This window comes from Enterococcus sp. 1001283B150225_161107_E12, from assembly GCF_015556925.1.
Taxonomy (GTDB): Bacteria; Bacillota; Bacilli; order Lactobacillales; family Enterococcaceae; genus Enterococcus_B; species Enterococcus_B mundtii.
This window is the reverse complement of record NZ_JADNNI010000003.1, coordinates 162,469-180,706: the sequence shown is the minus strand read 5'-3', so window position 1 is coordinate 180,706 and position 18,238 is coordinate 162,469. Positions and strand designations below refer to the sequence as shown.

16 protein-coding genes, 1 pseudogene and 1 riboswitch are annotated in these 18,238 nt (G+C 40.4%); of the genes and pseudogenes, 3 read left to right on the top strand and 14 right to left on the bottom strand.

Features of this window, described 5'->3' with window-relative positions; all coding sequences use genetic code 11:
- From I2F89_RS03970 to I2F89_RS03920, 12 genes and pseudogenes are all read right to left on the bottom strand, one after another.
- Positions 1 to 3,579, bottom strand: a pseudogene (locus I2F89_RS03970) (hypothetical protein); the annotation flags it as partial.
- Complete coding sequence (locus I2F89_RS15480) at positions 3,545 to 3,694, bottom strand: hypothetical protein (protein WP_229078041.1); 150 nt, start codon at positions 3,692 to 3,694, stop codon at positions 3,545 to 3,547. The pseudogene I2F89_RS03970 and the gene I2F89_RS15480, both read right to left, overlap by 35 nt.
- A gap of 197 nt (positions 3,695 to 3,891) precedes the next feature.
- Positions 3,892 to 4,995 (bottom strand): NAD(P)/FAD-dependent oxidoreductase, encoded by a 1,104-nt coding sequence (locus I2F89_RS03965; protein WP_229078040.1) that lies wholly within the window; start codon positions 4,993 to 4,995, stop codon positions 3,892 to 3,894.
- A gap of 469 nt (positions 4,996 to 5,464) precedes the next feature.
- Entirely contained in the window at positions 5,465 to 6,154 is a 690-nt protein-coding gene (locus I2F89_RS03960) for a fructose-6-phosphate aldolase (RefSeq protein WP_074799504.1), read from the bottom strand.
- A 37-nt stretch (positions 6,155 to 6,191) separates the two neighbouring features.
- Positions 6,192 to 6,548: a PTS glucitol/sorbitol transporter subunit IIA gene (locus I2F89_RS03955; protein ID WP_071867518.1), complete on the bottom strand. Its 357-nt coding sequence runs from the start codon at positions 6,546 to 6,548 to the stop codon at positions 6,192 to 6,194.
- A gap of 16 nt (positions 6,549 to 6,564) precedes the next feature.
- Complete coding sequence (locus tag I2F89_RS03950) at positions 6,565 to 7,572, bottom strand: PTS glucitol/sorbitol transporter subunit IIB (RefSeq protein WP_071867517.1); 1,008 nt, start codon at positions 7,570 to 7,572, stop codon at positions 6,565 to 6,567.
- Positions 7,573 to 7,587: 15 nt separating this feature from the next.
- Positions 7,588 to 8,142, bottom strand: a complete 555-nt coding sequence (locus I2F89_RS03945; protein ID WP_161641941.1) for a PTS glucitol/sorbitol transporter subunit IIC — start codon at positions 8,140 to 8,142, stop codon at positions 7,588 to 7,590.
- Complete coding sequence (locus I2F89_RS03940; protein ID WP_074799506.1) at positions 8,142 to 8,624, bottom strand: transcriptional regulator GutM; 483 nt, start codon at positions 8,622 to 8,624, stop codon at positions 8,142 to 8,144. Before I2F89_RS03940 ends, I2F89_RS03945 begins: the two co-directional genes overlap by 1 nt.
- Positions 8,621 to 10,483 carry a BglG family transcription antiterminator gene (locus I2F89_RS03935; RefSeq protein ID WP_115357953.1) on the bottom strand — a complete coding sequence of 621 codons (1,863 nt, stop codon included), beginning with the start codon at positions 10,481 to 10,483 and terminating at the stop codon, positions 8,621 to 8,623. The genes I2F89_RS03940 and I2F89_RS03935 overlap by 4 nt, the downstream gene beginning before the upstream one ends.
- 16 nt (positions 10,484 to 10,499) lie before the next feature.
- Positions 10,500 to 11,300 carry an SDR family oxidoreductase gene (locus I2F89_RS03930; RefSeq protein ID WP_071867513.1) on the bottom strand — a complete coding sequence of 267 codons (801 nt, stop codon included), beginning with the start codon at positions 11,298 to 11,300 and terminating at the stop codon, positions 10,500 to 10,502.
- A 183-nt stretch (positions 11,301 to 11,483) separates the two neighbouring features.
- Positions 11,484 to 12,956: an InlB B-repeat-containing protein gene (locus I2F89_RS03925; protein ID WP_115357954.1), complete on the bottom strand. Its 1,473-nt coding sequence runs from the start codon at positions 12,954 to 12,956 to the stop codon at positions 11,484 to 11,486.
- Between the two features lie 700 nt (positions 12,957 to 13,656).
- Positions 13,657 to 13,914: a TfoX/Sxy family protein gene (locus I2F89_RS03920; protein WP_074799509.1), complete on the bottom strand. Its 258-nt coding sequence runs from the start codon at positions 13,912 to 13,914 to the stop codon at positions 13,657 to 13,659.
- Between the two features lie 226 nt (positions 13,915 to 14,140).
- Positions 14,141 to 14,238, top strand: a riboswitch (TPP riboswitch).
- Positions 14,239 to 14,314: 76 nt separating this feature from the next.
- On the opposite strand from I2F89_RS03920, the gene thiD reads away from it, so the two are divergent.
- Genes thiD through thiE form a run of 3 tightly spaced genes read left to right on the top strand, consistent with a single transcriptional unit; the run spans position 14,315 to position 16,564 of the window.
- Entirely contained in the window at positions 14,315 to 15,127 is an 813-nt protein-coding gene (thiD, locus tag I2F89_RS03915) for a bifunctional hydroxymethylpyrimidine kinase/phosphomethylpyrimidine kinase (RefSeq protein WP_086334927.1), read from the top strand.
- On the top strand, positions 15,124 to 15,936 hold the full coding sequence (thiM, locus tag I2F89_RS03910; RefSeq protein ID WP_086334928.1) for a hydroxyethylthiazole kinase: 813 nt from the start codon (positions 15,124 to 15,126) through the stop codon (positions 15,934 to 15,936). Before thiD ends, thiM begins: the two co-directional genes overlap by 4 nt.
- Positions 15,926 to 16,564, top strand: a complete 639-nt coding sequence (thiE, locus tag I2F89_RS03905) for a thiamine phosphate synthase (protein ID WP_195513525.1) — start codon at positions 15,926 to 15,928, stop codon at positions 16,562 to 16,564. The genes thiM and thiE overlap by 11 nt, the downstream gene beginning before the upstream one ends.
- Positions 16,565 to 16,630: 66 nt before the next feature.
- On the opposite strand, the gene I2F89_RS03900 is transcribed toward thiE, so the two are convergent.
- Positions 16,631 to 17,443 carry a pyruvate, water dikinase regulatory protein gene (locus I2F89_RS03900; protein ID WP_195513523.1) on the bottom strand — a complete coding sequence of 271 codons (813 nt, stop codon included), beginning with the start codon at positions 17,441 to 17,443 and terminating at the stop codon, positions 16,631 to 16,633.
- A gap of 13 nt (positions 17,444 to 17,456) precedes the next feature.
- Positions 17,457 to 18,086, bottom strand: a complete 630-nt coding sequence (locus I2F89_RS03895; RefSeq protein ID WP_074799514.1) for a CBS domain-containing protein — start codon at positions 18,084 to 18,086, stop codon at positions 17,457 to 17,459.
- Positions 18,087 to 18,238: the final 152 nt, after the last annotated feature.

Below are 18,238 nucleotides of genomic sequence, written 5' to 3'. Positions count from 1 at the left end.
CTCTACCTCTGGTGTGCCTGTGCCCGGATCGGTTTCTCCTCCTGTGCCTGGGTCTACTTCTGGTGTGGTCGTACCTGGATCTGTTTCGCCACCTGTGCCTGGCTCTACTTCTGGCGTATCTGTGCCCGGATTGGTTTCGCCTCCCGTACCTGGATCTACTTCCGGCGTACCTGTGCCCGGATCGGTTTCGCCTCCTGTGCCTGGGTCTACTTCTGGCGGCGTCGTGCCTGGATCTGTTTCTCCTCCCGTGCCTGGGTCTACTTCTGGTGTACCTGTGCCCGGATCGGTTTCGCCTCCGGTACCTGGGTCTACTTCCGGCGTGGTCGTGCCTGGATCTGTTTCGCCGCCTCCCGTTCCTGGGTCTACTTCTGGCGGCGTCGTGCCGGGATCTGTTTCTCCTCCGGTACCTGGATCGACTTCCGGCGTACCTGTTCCTGGATCTGTTTCGCCTCCCGTTCCTGGGTCTACTTCTGGTGTGCCTGTGTCCGGATCTGTCTCTCCGCCCGTGCCTGGGTCTACTTCTGGTGTGCCTGTGCCTGGATCGGTTTCTCCTCCGGTACCTGGGTCTACCTCTGGTGTGCCTGTGCCCGGATCAGTTTCTCCTCCCGTTCCTGGGTCTACTTCTGGCGTGGTCGTGCCTGGATCGGTTTCTCCTCCGGTACCTGGATCGACTTCCGGCGTCGTCGTGCCCGGATCTGTTTCTCCGCCCGTACCTGGATCTACTTCTGGTGTGCCTGTGCCTGGATCTGTTTCGCCACCTCCCGTGCCTGGGTCTACCTCTGGTGTGCCTGTGCCCGGATCGGTTTCTCCTCCTGTGCCTGGGTCTACTTCTGGTGTGGTCGTACCTGGATCTGTTTCGCCTCCCGTTCCTGGGTCTACTTCTGGCGTCGTCGTGCCGGGATCTGTTTCTCCTCCGGTACCTGGATCGACTTCCGGCGTACCTGTGCCTGGATCGGTTTCTCCTCCGGTACCTGGGTCTACTTCCGGCGTTGTCGTTCCTGGATCGGTTTCTCCGCCTCCCGTACCTGGGTCTACCTCTGGTGTGCCTGTGCCAGGATCTGTTTCGCCTCCCGTTCCTGGGTCTACCTCTGGCGTACCTGTGCCTGGATCTGTTTCGCCTCCGGTACCTGGATCTACTTCCGGCGTACCTGTGCCTGGATCTACTTCCGGCGTACCTGTGCCTGGATCGGTTTCTCCGCCTCCCGTTCCTGGGTCTACTTCTGGCGTGGTTGTGCCTGGATCGGTTTCGCCACCTCCCGTGCCTGGGTCTACTTCCGGCGTACCTGTTCCTGGATCTGTTTCGCCTCCCGTTCCTGGGTCTACTTCTGGTGTGCCTGTGCCCGGATCGGTTTCGCCTCCGGTACCTGGGTCTACCTCTGGTGTGCCTGTTCCTGGATCGGTTTCGCCTCCCGTACCTGGGTCTACTTCTGGCGTGGTCGTACCTGGATCTACTTCCGGCGTACCTGTTCCTGGATCTGTTTCGCCTCCGGTACCTGGATCGACTTCTGGCGTCGTCGTGCCGGGATCTGTTTCTCCGCCCGTACCTGGATCTACTTCCGGCGTCGTCGTTCCTGGATCGGTTTCGCCACCTGTGCCGGGATCGGTAGTTTCTCCGCCTGTGCCTGGGTCTACTTCCGGTGTTGTTGTACCTGGATCAGTTTCGCCTCCCGTACCTGGGTCTACCTCTGGCGTACCTGTGCCAGGATCTGTTTCTCCGCCTCCCGTACCTGGATCGACTTCCGGCGTCGTCGTACCTGGATCGGTTTCGCCGCCTGTTCCTGGGTCTACTTCTGGTGTGCCTGTGCCGGGATCGGTAGTTTCGCCTCCACCGGCGCCTGGGTCTACTTCCGGTGTTGTCGTACCTGGAGAAACTTGTGGATTCGTTGCATCCGGTGTTGTTGCATCTGGTGTGGCCATATCCGTCATTGAGGAAGAAATATAAGCAAATTCTCCACCAATTTGGTAGATATTAAAGTTCGTATCTTTCACAACGATTGTAAAATCACTGCCACTTCCATTTGCTCCGGTTAAATAGCCAGCATACTGAACTCCATTGACCATGATTGGTTGAGCAACAAACTGATTATAAGACACACCGTCTACTGTTATATTGACCGTACTTATAACTGAAGAAAAGTTTGTCTGAGAAACCTGTCCTGTTTTCACAGTTACTGCCGAATTCGCTGTAATCGTGTGACCACCATACCCACCACCAGAAAACGTCGCTGTCTGATTCCATCCTGCTAATCCAGCTGCGTCTTCGGCAAGATTACCATCGACTGCTCCACCAGGACTAATACCTGATTGAGAACCACTATACGTTGGCATCGACATTTCATCTGTGTATGCTGTAGTTGAATCAGTGGCTTTTTGCTCGTCTAAACTAACGGTCACATATTCATATTTCAATGACTCGATCACTTGATCTTTTGCTTGGATTTCATAGTAAGTTGTATTTTCATCCGCTAATTGATCAACGAAATTTACTTTTACATTGATATTGGATTCATCTGTATTTAACCAAGAATCTGTGTTCTCAAAACTCCTTACACCGTGCAAGGATAAAGACGTTTTCAAGCTGTCCACTGTACTACCGAACTGAACAGGGGAAACCAAGTAATGTCCGTTGATCTCTAAAGGCAATCCATGGGTCGATGAAGAAAACGTGAAGTAACCATCTGCTTGATTTTTACCATGATCGGTAGAAATAGACTCATCATGATAAACTGCATAATAGGTACTTCCTTCATAGGTAATTGAAAAATTCTTCTCCATAGCATCTTCAAAGTCGCTTTTGATTTCATCTGTTAATTTTGCTTGCCCATTTTCTGCTTTCACGTTCAAAGAAAAACCTGTATCGATTTTCATATTTCCTAATACTGCACCATCATCCGCGGTAAAGTTGGTGCTTTCAGGTTTCGTTTTAGATGAGAAACTTAAGGATTTTTCTCTCGTACTTGCAACTACTTTTGAATCTTTCCAGTTTGCAGAATCTTCATAAGCCTTTTCTTTGGATTCATATAAATGAGGAGAGACCGTTTTATAATTATCTTGTGAAGTTACCTTTACATTAGGATTTGCTTGGATCAATTGCCGATAGCTTGACATTTTCATTACTTGCGCATCACTTGTAGATAAAGTAGAAGTTTGGTAATAAACGTCCGCATCTTTGATTCCCAAAATTTGTTGGATATCATATGCCGTATGGGTATCACTGACTTTGATCCCTTCTCCTTCATACATAGAAGAAAGTTTTTCTTTACTTGGTAGTTGATCCATTAACTTAGCTACAAAGCCAGTATTTGTCTTCACACTGCTACTTTGACCTTTTTGTAAGGATTGATTTAATTCATCCACAGAAGTATGTTCAATATCTTGGATGGTCTCATCTTCAACAAGTCGCTTTTCGGACAAAGAGGAACTGTCTGCAGAGGCAGAAAGATTTGGAATCGTGACGCCACCGATAAATGCCCCAGCACCAACTGTCAACAGTGCGCCAGCTTCAATCATTCGCTTTTGTTTTTTTGACATCTCTTTATCTGGTTTATTTAATTTCATTTGATCTTTCTTCTTTGCCATCACGACCACTCTCTCTTTCTTTTTCCCTAACTAAAGAGGCTAATATTTTTGTAAAACCTAGTGGATTCTTGTAGCCATGTTCAAAAAAGAAATCCGTAAATTCAATTTCTGGCACGGTCACGTTTTTTTGGATTGCTAAACTGATGATATTGACATATTGAGAAATATCAACTGTTCCTAGGACCTGCAATCCTAAGATTTTTTTAGTTTTCTTTTCATAAACAAGATAAATACTTGAATAATGATTTTTTCTACCTTTCTCAATTGGTGAGTATTTGACGATTGATTCATGGACAAACTGACCACCACGTTCTAGATAACGATTCTGATAGTGTACCTCTTCTGCGTCATATCCGAAATTTTTGCTTGATTGAGTGTGATTCCTGTATTCGCAATGGTAAATCCATCCATATTGAATTTATACGTTCCTGTGGTCATTGCTACTTCTTGCTTTTTCTCGTGGATATTGACAGCAGCGATCAGCCCTTGACGAAACGCATCGGAAGCATGAGGATTATAAATATTTTCTTTGGTCAAGTCCATATAAGTCGTAGAGCAATCCCCTACCGCTAAAATCGAATCATCGGTTGTATACATATACTTATCAACGACGATTGCTCCACGGTCACCGGTTTCGACTTGTCCAGCTAATAAGAACGAATTTGGTCGGAAGCCAACAGAAACAAAGACGCCATCTGCACGGATAGTCAAATCAGAAGAAGTTTCAACTTCGATTTTAGGTCGACTCCAGATTTTTTTATCAATTGTATGGTAACTTGTCACTCTAGTACCTAGTAATAGTTGAATACCTTCTTCTTCTAGTTGCTTCTCTACTTCGATTGCGGCATTCTCATCCAAATATTTGTCAAGGATTCTTGCATTTGACTGGATCAAAGTGACTTTCATTTTTCGTTGCGCTAAGATACGAGCAATCTCTACACCGACCAGTCCAGCGCCAATCACTACCGCATGATGGGCTTCTGATATAAATTTTTCAATTGCTTCAGCATCCTTACGCTCTTTCAAAAGAAAAAGTGTCTCATTTAGTTTTCCGCCAGTTGGAGGAAGGTTGGGATACGAGCCCGCAGCCATGATCAATCGGTCATAAGATATTTCGTGCTCATGTTGACTTAACACATTTCTAAAATTCAACGTCTTCTTTTTCGCATCGATGTTAGTTACTTCTTTTTGAATGCGTAAATCCACTCCTTGAGCAATAATTTCATGCGGTGTTGCATAATTTGCTTGGGAGTGGATATCTTGATGTCCCATCAAAAATAATGGGATTGTTTGGGAGACAAATGTTATTTCATCTTTTTTTTCAAATACGATTACTTCATCGTCTGGATATTCCTCACGAATACGAAGTGCTGCGGCAATCCCCGCATGGTTTCCTCCAACAATTATGATCCTCATCAACTGCCTCCTTCATTAATAAAAGCATGCTACAAAAAATACATACGGTTATTTTTAATCTACTATTTATATAAATTATATCACTTAGAAAGACTAGTTGTCAGTTATAAAGGTCTATTTACTAAGAGTCAACCAAAACAGTTATTTCCACTCCTATTTACCAAAATCGGTACAGAAAAGAATATAACCATTCTTGATTCAACAGATGAAATAAACCATTTATTTTTTAAGTAAACATCCAGTCATAAAGTAGATATAATTGTACATTGAATTTCATAAAAAAAATTTATTTTATACGATATACACTGTATGTACATGGACATTAGATGTTAGCTACCTATTGTTGCTTAAACTGCACAGCGGCTATTTGATAATGGTTGAAATAATAAATATGACGTTATTTAAAAAGAGTCATAGAACGGATAGATCAACCATTCTATGACTCTTTATTCTTTTTATTTAGAGGAACTTATTGCTCTGATTCTTCTAATGCTTTCACATCTTTGACCCCGAATGTCTCTTCCCAGTCTTTCTTAAAATCTGTCACTGCCTTATGAATGGAAGGCATACCGAATACTTGTGTAAAGATATCTGGTGACGCAGTAATACTATGCGCCCCTTGACGACAAGCATGATTGACTTGTGCAACATTTTTAAAACTAGCAGCTAAGATCTTGCTTTGAGATTGCGTTCGTTCGATTTCCATTGCTAGTGCTTTGATAATAGCAACAGCATCGATATTTAGATTTTCCATACGGTTATAATAAGGTGCCACATAATCGGCACCTGCAGCAATTGCTAAGTATCCTTGCATTTCAGAGTAGATAGCGGTAGCAGTGACATTTACTCCTTTGGCTTTCAGTTGTTTGATGGCAGCCAATCCTGGTTCGTTCACTGGTACTTTAATGAAAATATCCTTACCAAGGTGATCCATGATTACTTGGGCATCAGCTAAAATCTCCTCTGCTGTTTCTCCAACTACTTGAACATGTAAACTGGCTTTTCCAATTAACTGCTTGATTTCTTTAAAGTGAGCAAACAAATCGATCTTTCTTTCTTTTTTGATGATTGAGGGATTCGACGTTACTCCAGATAGCGGGAGGATCGATTGATAATAACGAATTTTCTCAATATTGATCGTATCTAACATAAATTCCATTTTATTCATCCTTTCAACAGATGTGTTGCTTTGTAATTTATTTAATACTGATTTTAGTCTTGATACCAATCTCTACGATTTCTTTCCCTTCAACATATAAAGTACCTGGTAATTCAGGTTTTACTGATCCGTCAAACTTGATTGTGATATGTCCAAGCTCTTTTAGATTATCATTGACCAAACTTCCAACAGACGTGATGCGATAGCTTGTCTCATTGACGAATAGCTGTTGTCCTACTTTGATCTCTCCGTGGATTGGCTGGAGTTCAATATTATAACAATAGGCTGATAGCATATCTGGTGCATCTTTTCCAAATAGAATCACGATCTTCTCTTCTTTGAATAGCGTAGCTTCTGCCCCAATCGAAGTTACGTTTGTTGAATAAACTGACATTTTTTTCCTCCTAGATTCAACTATACATTCCAAAGCTTGCTATCCATGCGACTAACACTCTGGGTACACCGTTTAAAAAGCGTGAATATAAAACGGAAGGTACGCCAACCTCTACTGTTTCAGCCTCTGCTTCTTCTAAGCCTAATCCGACAGGGATGAAATCACAAGCATTTTGAGTATTGATTGCAAATAACGCAGGTAAAGCGAGCTGTGGCGGAATATTGCCTTTACCGATTTCCACCCCGATCAGTGTCCCAATGACTTGGCTGATGACTGCCCCAGGTCCTAATAATGGAGAAAGAAACGGTAAGGAACAGATAAAACCGATGATCATCAATCCCCAAATATTTCCTGCTAAAGGTGCCATGATATTAGCAAAGAAATTACCGATACCAGATCCTTGTATGATCCCGATCAACAAGGAAACAAATGCCATGAACGGAATGACCGTATTGATCATCGTCTGTACACCTTCGCGTGCGGACTGATTAAAAGTTGCCACTACTTTTCCTGCACCCATGCCGATTTTTGCAATAAAATTCTGCTGTTCAGCTTTTTGTTCAGTAATTTTTTTGCTTGTATCGTATTTATATTCACGTGTTGGCCCACTCTTATTTCCTATGTTGTCAGAATGACCGACCGTGCTTTCTTCAGTAGTCAGCGTGATTTGATTGACCCCTACTGCCGATACGTAAATGTCTTCTGTAATGTATTGTGCTAATGGTCCGCTTTTTCCTGTTGGTACGACATTGATCGTAGGTATTCCTTTTTTTGGATAGATCCCACAACGCAATGTCCCTCCGCAATCAACGATTGCTAAAGCGATTTCATTATCTGGGATAGAAGTTTTAAAGCCATTGACTGCTTCCATTCCTGTCAATTCAGCAATTTTATCGACGATTACTGGTTTTTCTCCCCCACCAGTAATATAAATAAATTTATGTTTTTCCTCTGTTGGTGTGATCACTAATGGTCCTCCGAACCCACCAGTTCCTCTTACAACTCGAATACTGTGATAGCTCATTTTTTCACTTCCTCCTTATTCTGTCGCTGTTTCTACTGTTTTACTCAGAGTGACTCCTTGTTGTTTACAAACATATGCGGTTGTAAAGTCTGTTACCCAGCCACCAAGAAAATTCATAAGAATTCCGACAAACATATAACGCACAGCTAACTCCATTGAATTCAATCCTAAGGTTGTGATTCCTTGGGCGATTCCTAACCAAACAAATAATTCACCCGGATTGATGTGGGGAAAGACGCCATTGCTCGTATGACAAAATTGTGCTTGAGAAGCATAATAGCTTGGCTTGTAATATTCAGGCAAAAAGCGAGCCATTGTAAAAGACATCGGATTTCCCAACATAAAGGCAGATAAAAAAGGTAAGATCAAATATCTTGTGACGGGATTCTTCGTTGATAGTTTGGCAAGTTTAGTTACTCGTTCTTCACCTAAGAAAGCAATCAGTGTATTCATTGCTACCATTAGGATCAACACTACAGGGACGATACCAGTCATCCAAGATACAAAAGTTTCCGCACCCGTTTCAAATAAACCGATGAAGCCTTCCGCAAATTTTGTGATATATTCCATTATTCAACACTCCTTTTTCTTGATAGGTATTGTTTTTTCCATAAACTGAATTGAATACCAAGCATCGTAAGTGGGGAAGGTAGCGATTCTTCTTGATAATTGCCTAATTCTACCCGCAAATAGATTTCTCTGGCATTTGCCATTGCTTGTTGCACCAATTTATTTTCTGTTCGCACCAAAGGATGATAGTTGTCGATGTAGTGGATATCTGTTCCAATATATTGTGGCAATAGACGAAATTTTGCTAGGACAGTTACGCCCTGCATCTTTCGCGCATCAATAATGATCCCTTTTTGATCGACAGCAAACATGACGATCGTTCCTGCTTTGATTTTTCCAGATCGACGACCGATAGCCACCTTCCCTTTTCTGCGCATTTCTAGATAGATTTGATTAAAGTGTTTGATTTGTTTCATTCCAAATATTACTTGCAGTCCGTAAGCAGCAAGTGCAAATGCGCCGAATATATATATGAAGTTCATGTTATGACCCCCTTTCGTATCATCCAATTTTGTAACCCAACTAAATCATCCAAACGACATAGTTCACTTCTAAATTCAGGATCGCCAATAACAGCAAAAAGCTGATCATACAGTTTTAGCAATTCTTTTTCTTTTTCCATCGTTAGAACTTGTGGAATGGCTAACAACAAGACGACTTGCACTTGTCCGTTGATCGTGGAGATCCCTTTCCTAAAGATCCCCACTGATAAAATAATTTCAGCCGATTTTTTATTGATGGCATGAGGAAAAGCAATTCCATATTCAAAAATCGTACTCCTTAACTTTTCTCTAATGAACAATTGTTCCTTAAATTCTTGATCGACTAAGCCTTTGCTCTCAAGAGATTCTAGCATATGATCAAGATTTTGTTTGTAGGGTTTCTTTTCATTTAAAATCTCAAAATCTAGTTTTAAGTGATGAACGTTTGCAGCTCTCAACTTTTCTGCTTTACGCCACTCTTCTTGCAACCAAGTTTCGTTGAATAGATTGATCAATCGAATGATTGGCGTATGTTTCTTTACATTTTTCAGAGGAATGGTTGTAAAAACAGCAAAATATTGGTCTAAGTCTTCCTGCTGATACTCCTCCTCAGAAAAATGGACCATGCTTATTTGAGGACCCAAAACCCGTTCCAATTGACGGCGAATAATCAAAGCTGTTCCTTTTCCGGTATTACAGACAATTGCAATTTCTTTGTGTTCGTTGTTACTGGTTTGTTTCCTCAATGCAAGTTCAAAATAAAAGGCAATATAGCTGATTTCTACAGTCGGAACCACTCGTTGTAACTGCTCCCCAATCTGCTGTAGACCAATTTTTGCCAGTTCATAGGCTAGAGGATATTGGGATTCGATTTCACCATAGAACAGATCTTGCAGCTCTATTCGAAAAATCAAACGATTGAGCATGTAAATGAAGTGCTCTTTTATTTCATGAACTAAGAAGGTTTCATCAAATTCTACTAGTAAATTTTTATGGATTCTCTCTATCATTTGTTGAAATAACTGTTCGATTTTTTGCTCATCAATAGTAGACTTATCCATGCCAGCGATGGCACTTATATTAAGTGGAAAACTAAGAAAAGCTTGTTCTGTTTGGCTTAGTGTGATGCTATATTCATATTCCAAATGATGGATCAATTCGACAAAAGCAGGGTGACTCGTCATAAGGTCCATATACTCATTTGGCAAATCTACCAGTATATTTCCTTTAAGGAGTCGTTTCATTGTAATAGAAATCGTTTTTTTCAAAAGAAGACCCTGATTTTTAGGTAAATTAAATTTTTGAACTAAGTGCTCTACGAAGTCTTGTGTGCTTTCTGATAATGGACGTTCTGCAAAATATTCTTGTACATAATGAAGGTGTAATAGTCGTAGATCCAGTTCTTCTCCACGCATACGCAGTCCACGATTCGGCGTTCCAATCACTTCGACATCAAAAGAGGAAATCAGTTTTTTCATCACTCTTAGATCTTTGACGACAGTACTTCGGCTGACCCCTAATGCTTCTGACAAATCATCGATCAGCAAAAAATCTTTTTGCTCGATCAGCTTCTTGAGAATAAAGAAAACTCTTTTACTGCAAGAATTAAAATCGCTCTTCCGCTTCAAACTGCCGTTCATTATCAAGTCAAATTTTTCAAAATTTTCAATTTCGATATGAAAAGCATTCTTATGTTGAACGATTTCTGCAATTCCAATCAATTCTTCGTTTAAAGATTCAATGCTGGTTTTCACCGTTTGCGTACTTGTATTCAGCTTTTGTTTCAACCCGCCGATTCTCATTTCTTTGTGGGTAACCAGTAATTGTAGAATTTGATACCATCTGTTCACTACCGTCATTTACTTCCCCCACTTTTTATCCTCTAGTTTTTCCTCCGGCCACATTTGTGGTTACTCCAGTGATATAACTCGAACGATCAGATAGATAGTAACTAACTAAGTCAGCGACTTCTTTTAATTTCCCGCTTCGACCTAATGGAATCGTGCTTGTTTTGGCATAACCTGCTCTAAGCTCTTCAATCGTGATGCCACGAGTATAGGCCAAGGCTTCTTCATAAGAAAGTGTGCGTAGTCCGGTTTCCTCCATGATTCCTGGAGCAATCCCTATTACCCGAACATTTGATTTTCCTAACTCTTTTGCCCAAGATCGAGTAAAGCTGTTGACAGCGGCTTTCGTTGCCGCATAAGCACTTTGTCCCTCTGAACCTTCAAGTCCTGATTCAGAAGACATATTGATGATAACTCCTTCTCCTTTAGCAACTAAAATTCTACTTACTGCTTGAGTCATCAAATACAAACCTTTTTGATTGATTGCGATGATTTTGTCAAAGACTTCCTCGGATAATTCATATTCCCCGTGCGCGTGCTTTTTATCCACTAATAAGCGCGGAATGTTGATTCCTGCATTGTTGACCAACCCATCGATCGTACCAAAGTGATCCTTTACTTTTGCAACTCCAGCTTCTACCTCTTGTCGTAATGTTATATTGGTTTTTACAAACAATAATCGTTGATGTTTAAGTGTCGAATCTTTAATATCAAAATTTGCTACATTGACATGTTGTTCCAATAAACTTTCGACGATACTTTTCCCGATACCAGAAGATCCTCCGGTTACAATAATCGTTTTCCCCTCAATGTTCAGCCAATTTGTCATAAGCGATCACCCCTTTTTTTGTTTACGCTTTCAGTATAGCTACGTAAAGGAAAATAATTAAGCCAGACTTTTTTTGAGTTTCCAAAAAAAATCTGACTTAATGTCTTTTTATAAGTGATGCTTTTTTTATTTACTAGTTCTTTGCTCTATTCTATTTTTTTACATGAGCATTATCTTTCAGTTTTATCGGCTACCTTCTGATTTTGAACGTTTCAACCAGTATATTGCTACTATAAAGACTATGATCATACCCAAGCCAACCAAGATATTCGAGTACATCGATTGTTCTGCTGTTTTCGGAAGCTGTCTGACTTTTCTTGAATGGTTGATGGGGGTTTTAGTATACGTGACTTGTTCCTTATTCATTACTTTTGTTATCGCTTTAGTTATTTCAGTCGTTTTGACTGTTTCACTCACTTTCTTTACCTCTGCTTGTTTGATTGGTGGTGACACAGGCTCAATGATTTTTGGCAATTTTTCCCATTGTGCGGTATAAGTCATATCACCTTCAACAAACTCGCTGACAGTTGGCGTCCAACCGATGAATTTATAGCCTTCTCTTGATGGCGTTCCACTAAACGCCGGAGTTGCTACGCCTTTAGTCAAATCTGAAAACACTTGATTATCGAAAACAGTTTGATTTTCTACACCGTCTGTATAGATCACTTGGTAATTGATGGTTTGTGGAATCACAGGTTCCCAAATAGCTGTGTAAGTTACATCACCAGTCACTGTATCAGTTACTGCTTTATCCCATCCTTTAAATGTATACCCAGCTCTTGTAGGTTGCCCACTAAATGTGGGTGTCGCAGAACCGGCGACTAAATCTTTAAAGACTTGATCTGCAAAAATTTCTTCATCTGGTACACCGTCTGTATAATTGACCTGATAAGTTGGAACGGGTTCCCATATTGCTGTATAGATTACGTTGCTAGTTACTGTCTCACTGACGGTTGGACTCCAACCAGCGAATGTATAACCTTTTCTTGTTGGCTCTTCACCAAAAGTAGGTGTCGCAGCTCCTGGTTCGATACGTTTGAATGTTTGATCCTCGAATACAACTTCATTCTCCACGCCATCGACATAACTCACCGTATAGGATTCAATTGGTGTAAATGAGGCATTTACTCTAATTTCAGCTACTCGCGAAGCATTGGATGCATCTACAGGTAGTGAAACATGAATTTCAAGTGTATTTATATCACCGACTTCACCTTCGATGGAAAATGGAACTCCGATCATACGTACACTTGGATCTAGGTATGGATTCGTATGACTGAATAGCTCGCCGACCTGATATTTTCCTAATGAGGTCCCATTTAGAAAAACTTCCAGCTCCATCTCACTAGGATTTCTTCTTTCCGCATCAGTATTATCTAGCGTACTTAGATCAACCATGACCATTGCCACACCACTTTGTTGATTTTGAGATAATAGCTTCACTTGTGTTGAAAAAATCCCTGGAGAACTTCCAGGATTGATTTGTGCACCATTAAAGCGCCACGGGATCATTTCATCTTCCCCGACGTCATAATAATCAATGCCATTTGCAGAATAAGACACTTCTGAATTGACTCCTGAAGTTGCCGCAGAAACATTTGGGTTGAACCCTACAAATACAAGAAAAACAATAAAACACGATACTATCTTTTTCATAATGATCCTCCATTCTGGCATGAAGTCAATAACCATATTGTGTTGACACTTTAAATTGCTCAATGATGAACAATAAAAATCGCATATACCTCTATTTATTAAACCCCCTTTTTCCGAAAAAAATAATGATAATAAACTCGATCATAAATTTAAACTCCTGCCTCTCTATTTAGTTGTGATGTTCCATTCGCTTTTAATTTATTATTAATATTACAAAAAATATAAAAGCCTTAGATTATCCTTTGAAATTGTTATTTTTTTAATTAATCAGCTGTTTTTAGCAGTTTATAAAGATGATAGATATCTTAATCTCAAGTAAATTATAACAAATTAAACATTAAAATTGTATGAATTTTTACATACCTAATCCTCAGAATGCCAATAAAACAGTAATTAAATATGTTCTATTTTTGGTTTAAGTTATCTTGTTTATTAAATTAAATTAATTCCATTGCTTCTTTCAAGCTATGTATATTTCTATTTGAAGTTATAAAAAAACTCAACAATGTTATTAAATTCACATATATATTTTTTTAATCACTTTATATTTTCAAACTTTATCGATTATGTTGAACAGAAAAGTAAAATAAAATGATTGCTCATCTGTCTATAACAATTAACTTTTTTTAAAAAAGGTACATCAAAATAAGCAATGAAATCCGGAACTAGCCACCATGTCCAGATTTCATTGCTTATTTTTTTAGCATAGGCTTCGATAGAATTGCTTTAACTTTTCTTTTTCCTCTTTTGATAAAGCTTGCACAGGCTTGCCTTTTCTCGCTCCTTCGATTCCATATAGCATATGGAGACAGGCGCCACTGTCCACCTTTTGACGAATTTCAAAAAATATCTGTTCCGCTCCCTTTTCTTTAAATTGTTCTTCCGTTGTCACACCAATCTTTCGTAAATTTTCTTCTAATACTTTCCCTATATTCGGTAGATTACTTAACTCTGTCATGAGATTCCCTCCAAAAGTCTGGCTTTGATATATTGCATAGTACACTTAGAATATTCTATCGTTTTTCTTTAGTATACCATTTTGAGAAACGCACTAGCAATTCAGATAAGAACGCTACTTCGAAAGAAAGTAAACTGTTTCTTTTAGGTACTCAGTGTAGGCTTGCTCCTGTAAAACTTGAATCTTCTGCTTTTTTCAGATATCATTGGTTCGTAACTATATATGATTTTGTTTGCAGGGGGACGTTATCGCGTTGAGAAGGTAAAACCTGACCCTTTGAACCTGTTGGTTGATACCAGCGTAGGGAGCAAATGTCCTTTTTGTTGATGCGAAATCGAAACAATCAAGGCATTCTTCTATACTGGAAGAATGTCTTTTTTCTATTTTAAGGAGGAATCTGATGAAAAAAGTACTAAGTATTGCTGGCTCAGACTGTAGCGGGGGCGCCGGTATCCAAGCCGATTTAAAAACATTTGCCGCTCATGGTGTATATGGAATGTCTGTGATCACCTCAGTAGTCGCTGAAAATACCGTTCGTGTGATCTCATACCAAAACATCGCACCAACAATTATCAATGAACAAATGACAGCTGTTTTCGAGGACATCTATCCTGATGCAGTCAAAATCGGTATGTTGTCTTGTGCAGATACGATGTTAGCTGTCGCAAGCAGTCTACAAGAATGGCAACCTAAAAATATTGTACTAGATCCTGTGATGTATGCAAAAAATGGCGATGCCTTGATGGAGCCACAAGCAATCGACACATTGATCAAAAACGTCTTACCATTAGCTACTTTGATCACCCCAAATATTCCAGAAGCAGAAAAAATCGCAGATTGCTCGATTACTTCCCTGGAAGAAATGGAACGAGCAGCAAAAGCCATTTATGAAAGATGTCACGCTGCAGTTTTGATCAAAGGAGGGCATCGCTCAGGTGAAGCCACTGATATCTTGTATGATGGGGAAAATATTTACTCCTATACGTCTGAACGAATCGCCACAAAAAACACCCATGGCACTGGTTGTACCTTCTCTTCAGCGATTGCCTCACAACTCGCTTTGGGCGTACCATTAGACCAAGCAATTTCCAAGGCAAAAAAATATATCACTACTGCAATCGCACATTCACTAGAATTGGGCGAAGGTCATGGCCCAACCAATCATTTCTATTCACTCTATCGCAATGGTCTTAAGGAGGAACAAAGTCAATGAATACATTTTTAAAAACAGCTGTAGAAACGGTCCGTATGAAAAATCCTTTGGTCCACCATATCACGAACTATGTAACGGTCAATGATTGTGCGAATGTCACACTTGCGATCGGCGGTTCACCGATCATGGCTGATGAAGCGTTAGAAGTAGCAGAAATCACAGCAATGTCACAGGTATTGGTACTAAACATGGGTACTTTAAATGAACGTACCGTAGCTTCGATGCTTTTAGCTGGGCAAACAGCCAATGAAAAAGGTATCCCGATTATTTTTGATCCAGTCGGTGCAGGGGCTTCACAGTTTCGTAATCAAACAGCAAAAACGATCATGGAAAACTTGAAATGCGCAGTGATTCGTGGCAATATTTCAGAAATCCGCTTTTTAGCAGGGATCGCAAGCACAACGAAAGGTGTTGATGCCTCGGCAGATGATGCAAGCTCCATTGAAGAAGCCCAACAGATTGCTGATCAATTAGCAACCGCTCACAAATGTATCGTAGTGATCACCGGTGCGACAGATGTGATTTCTGATGGGCGGCGTAAAATCTTAGTGCACAATGGTTGTCCTGAAATGAGTCGGATCACTGGCACTGGCTGTATGCTCACTTCGTTGATTGCTAGCTTTTGTGGGGGTTTTCCTGAACATCTTTTCCACGCCACAACCACAGCCGTTCTTACCATGGGGATTGCTGGTGAGCTTGCGTTGGAACAAACGGCTGGTACGGGAAGTTTTCGGATCGCATTGATTGATGAAATCAGCCGCATTGATCGGGAAACATTACTACTGCGAGGAAACTATCTTGAAAAATGACATCAACTATTCCTTATACCTAGTGACCGATCAGTCACTGCTGAAAAAAAAGACCCTCCAAGAAGCAGTGCAACAAGCACTTGAAGGTGGTATCACTGTCTTACAGTTGAGAGAAAAAAAAGCCAATTCACGAGATTTTTATGAGGAAGCGATCGCGTTGAAACGATTAGCTAAACCATACAATGTTCCATTGATCATCAACGATCGAGTAGACATTGCGTTAGCTTGTGATGCAGAAGGTGTTCATGTCGGTCAAACAGATCTACCTGTGGCTGTGGTGAGAAAAATGATTGGACCTGAAAAAATCATCGGCGCTTCCGTCCAAACACTCGCACAAGCAATTTCCGCTGAACAAGCTGGGGCAGATTATTTAGGTGTCGGGACGATGTTCCCAACCGCTACTAAAACAGATGCCATCATCGTATCTAAAAATGAACTCAAGAAGATTCTTCAACACGTTTCGATCCCTGTTGTTTTGATCGGTGGTCTCAACGAACAAACGATTGCAGAATTCAAAACTTGCCCCGTCCAAGGATTTGCTGTGGTTTCAGCGATCCTAGCAAAAGAAGAAATCAAAAAAGCGACTAAAAAACTTTCTGTACAAATCAATACGTTCATCAAAGAGTAATAAATTAAAAAAGCGGCCCATGTAAAGTCAAATGATCTTTACATAGGTCGCGTTTAATTTCATTCCTCACTTCAAGCTTTTCAAATGATGTTCAACGATAAAAGCAGTTTCTTCAATCGATTTATCCGACACATCAATGACAAAATTTCCATAGTGATCAAAAATCTCTTGCGAGTAAGCCAATTCTTTGTGGATCGTTTCTAAATTGTTGTAGCTTGACGATTGATGCAAACCTAAAGAATCTAAGCGATTGCTCCGGATTCTCACTAAATTCTCTGGATGACAAGTCAAACCAACGATTTTACTTTTGTCTACTTCTTCTAATACTTTGGGTAATGGTACTTCAGGGATCAATGGCAGATTGGACACTTTGTACCCCTTATTTGCCAGATACATACTTAAAGGTGTTTTTGACGTTCGGGAAACCCCTAGAAGTACGACATCTGAATCTAAAAAACCTTTAGGATCTTTTCCATCATCATATTTTACAGCAAACTCGATGGCAGAAATCCGATTGAAGTATTCAGTATCCAACTTGTGGACAGCCCCTGGTTCTTCAATGGGCTGCATCCCAGTTTTTGCATGAATGATCTCGAAAAGAGGATGCATCAAGTCGATATAGAGTAAACCAGTTTTCCGACTAAAAGATTTTGCCACTTCCGATAGTTCATGATTCACGAGTGTACTGATCACAATTGCTTTATCACGTAAAGCATCTGATAAAATCGGCAACAGCTCTTCCTTCTGATTCACAAAAGGAAATTTATAGTTATTATGGAACACCAAGTTAGGATATTGGACCATCACAGCGGATAATAACTTTTGCGACGTTTCACCTAGTGAATCTGAGATAGAATAAACAATGACTTCATTTTGCATGGATAAACTCCCCCTATCGATTTCGTTCAGCATTTCTCGCTTGCTGAGTGATAAAATTCAATACTTTTGATTTAGTGATCTTACCGATTACGTTTCGCTCATTTGCTTCATCAACCACTGGCAGAGAGTCAACTTCAAAATCTTGAAGGATCGTCGCTACTTCCAATAAATCCATTTTTTTCGTGCAAGTTCTGATATGCGGATTTCGTGTCATACAAAGAGCGACCGGCGTATGATCGATTTCAGTATTTAAGGAAGCTCTCAACAAATCTTTTCGAGATAATACACCCACCAATTGTTTTTCTCCGTCAATCACATAAATCGAGCCAACATCATACACGAATAATGTCGTGATCGCATCACGGATCGAAGTATTCAAATCAATCAGCAATGGTGGCACCATGATCTCATCCACTTTGACTGTGAATGTTTTAAAGAAAAAAAGCGTCTCTAGGTCAGAACCTGTATACGTATAACCAATTTTCGGCGTAGCTTCCAGTATCCCAGACATTGTCAAAAAGGATAAGTCCGACCGCAGTGTCGCTCTTGAAACATCTAAGAGTTCAGAAATTTTTTCTCCGCTGACAGGTTGTGTCTCTTTGACGATCTCGATGATCTTTTTTTGTCGTTCACTCAATTTCATTTGTGCTTTTTCTCTCCCTCCCTCATCTTCATTTCTTATTATACACATATATAAACCGATTTCAAAATAAATTTGTGTTTCATTATTCTTATTGACAGATATATATGAGTCATATTAAGATGTGTTTACAATATAAATGACTCACATTAAAT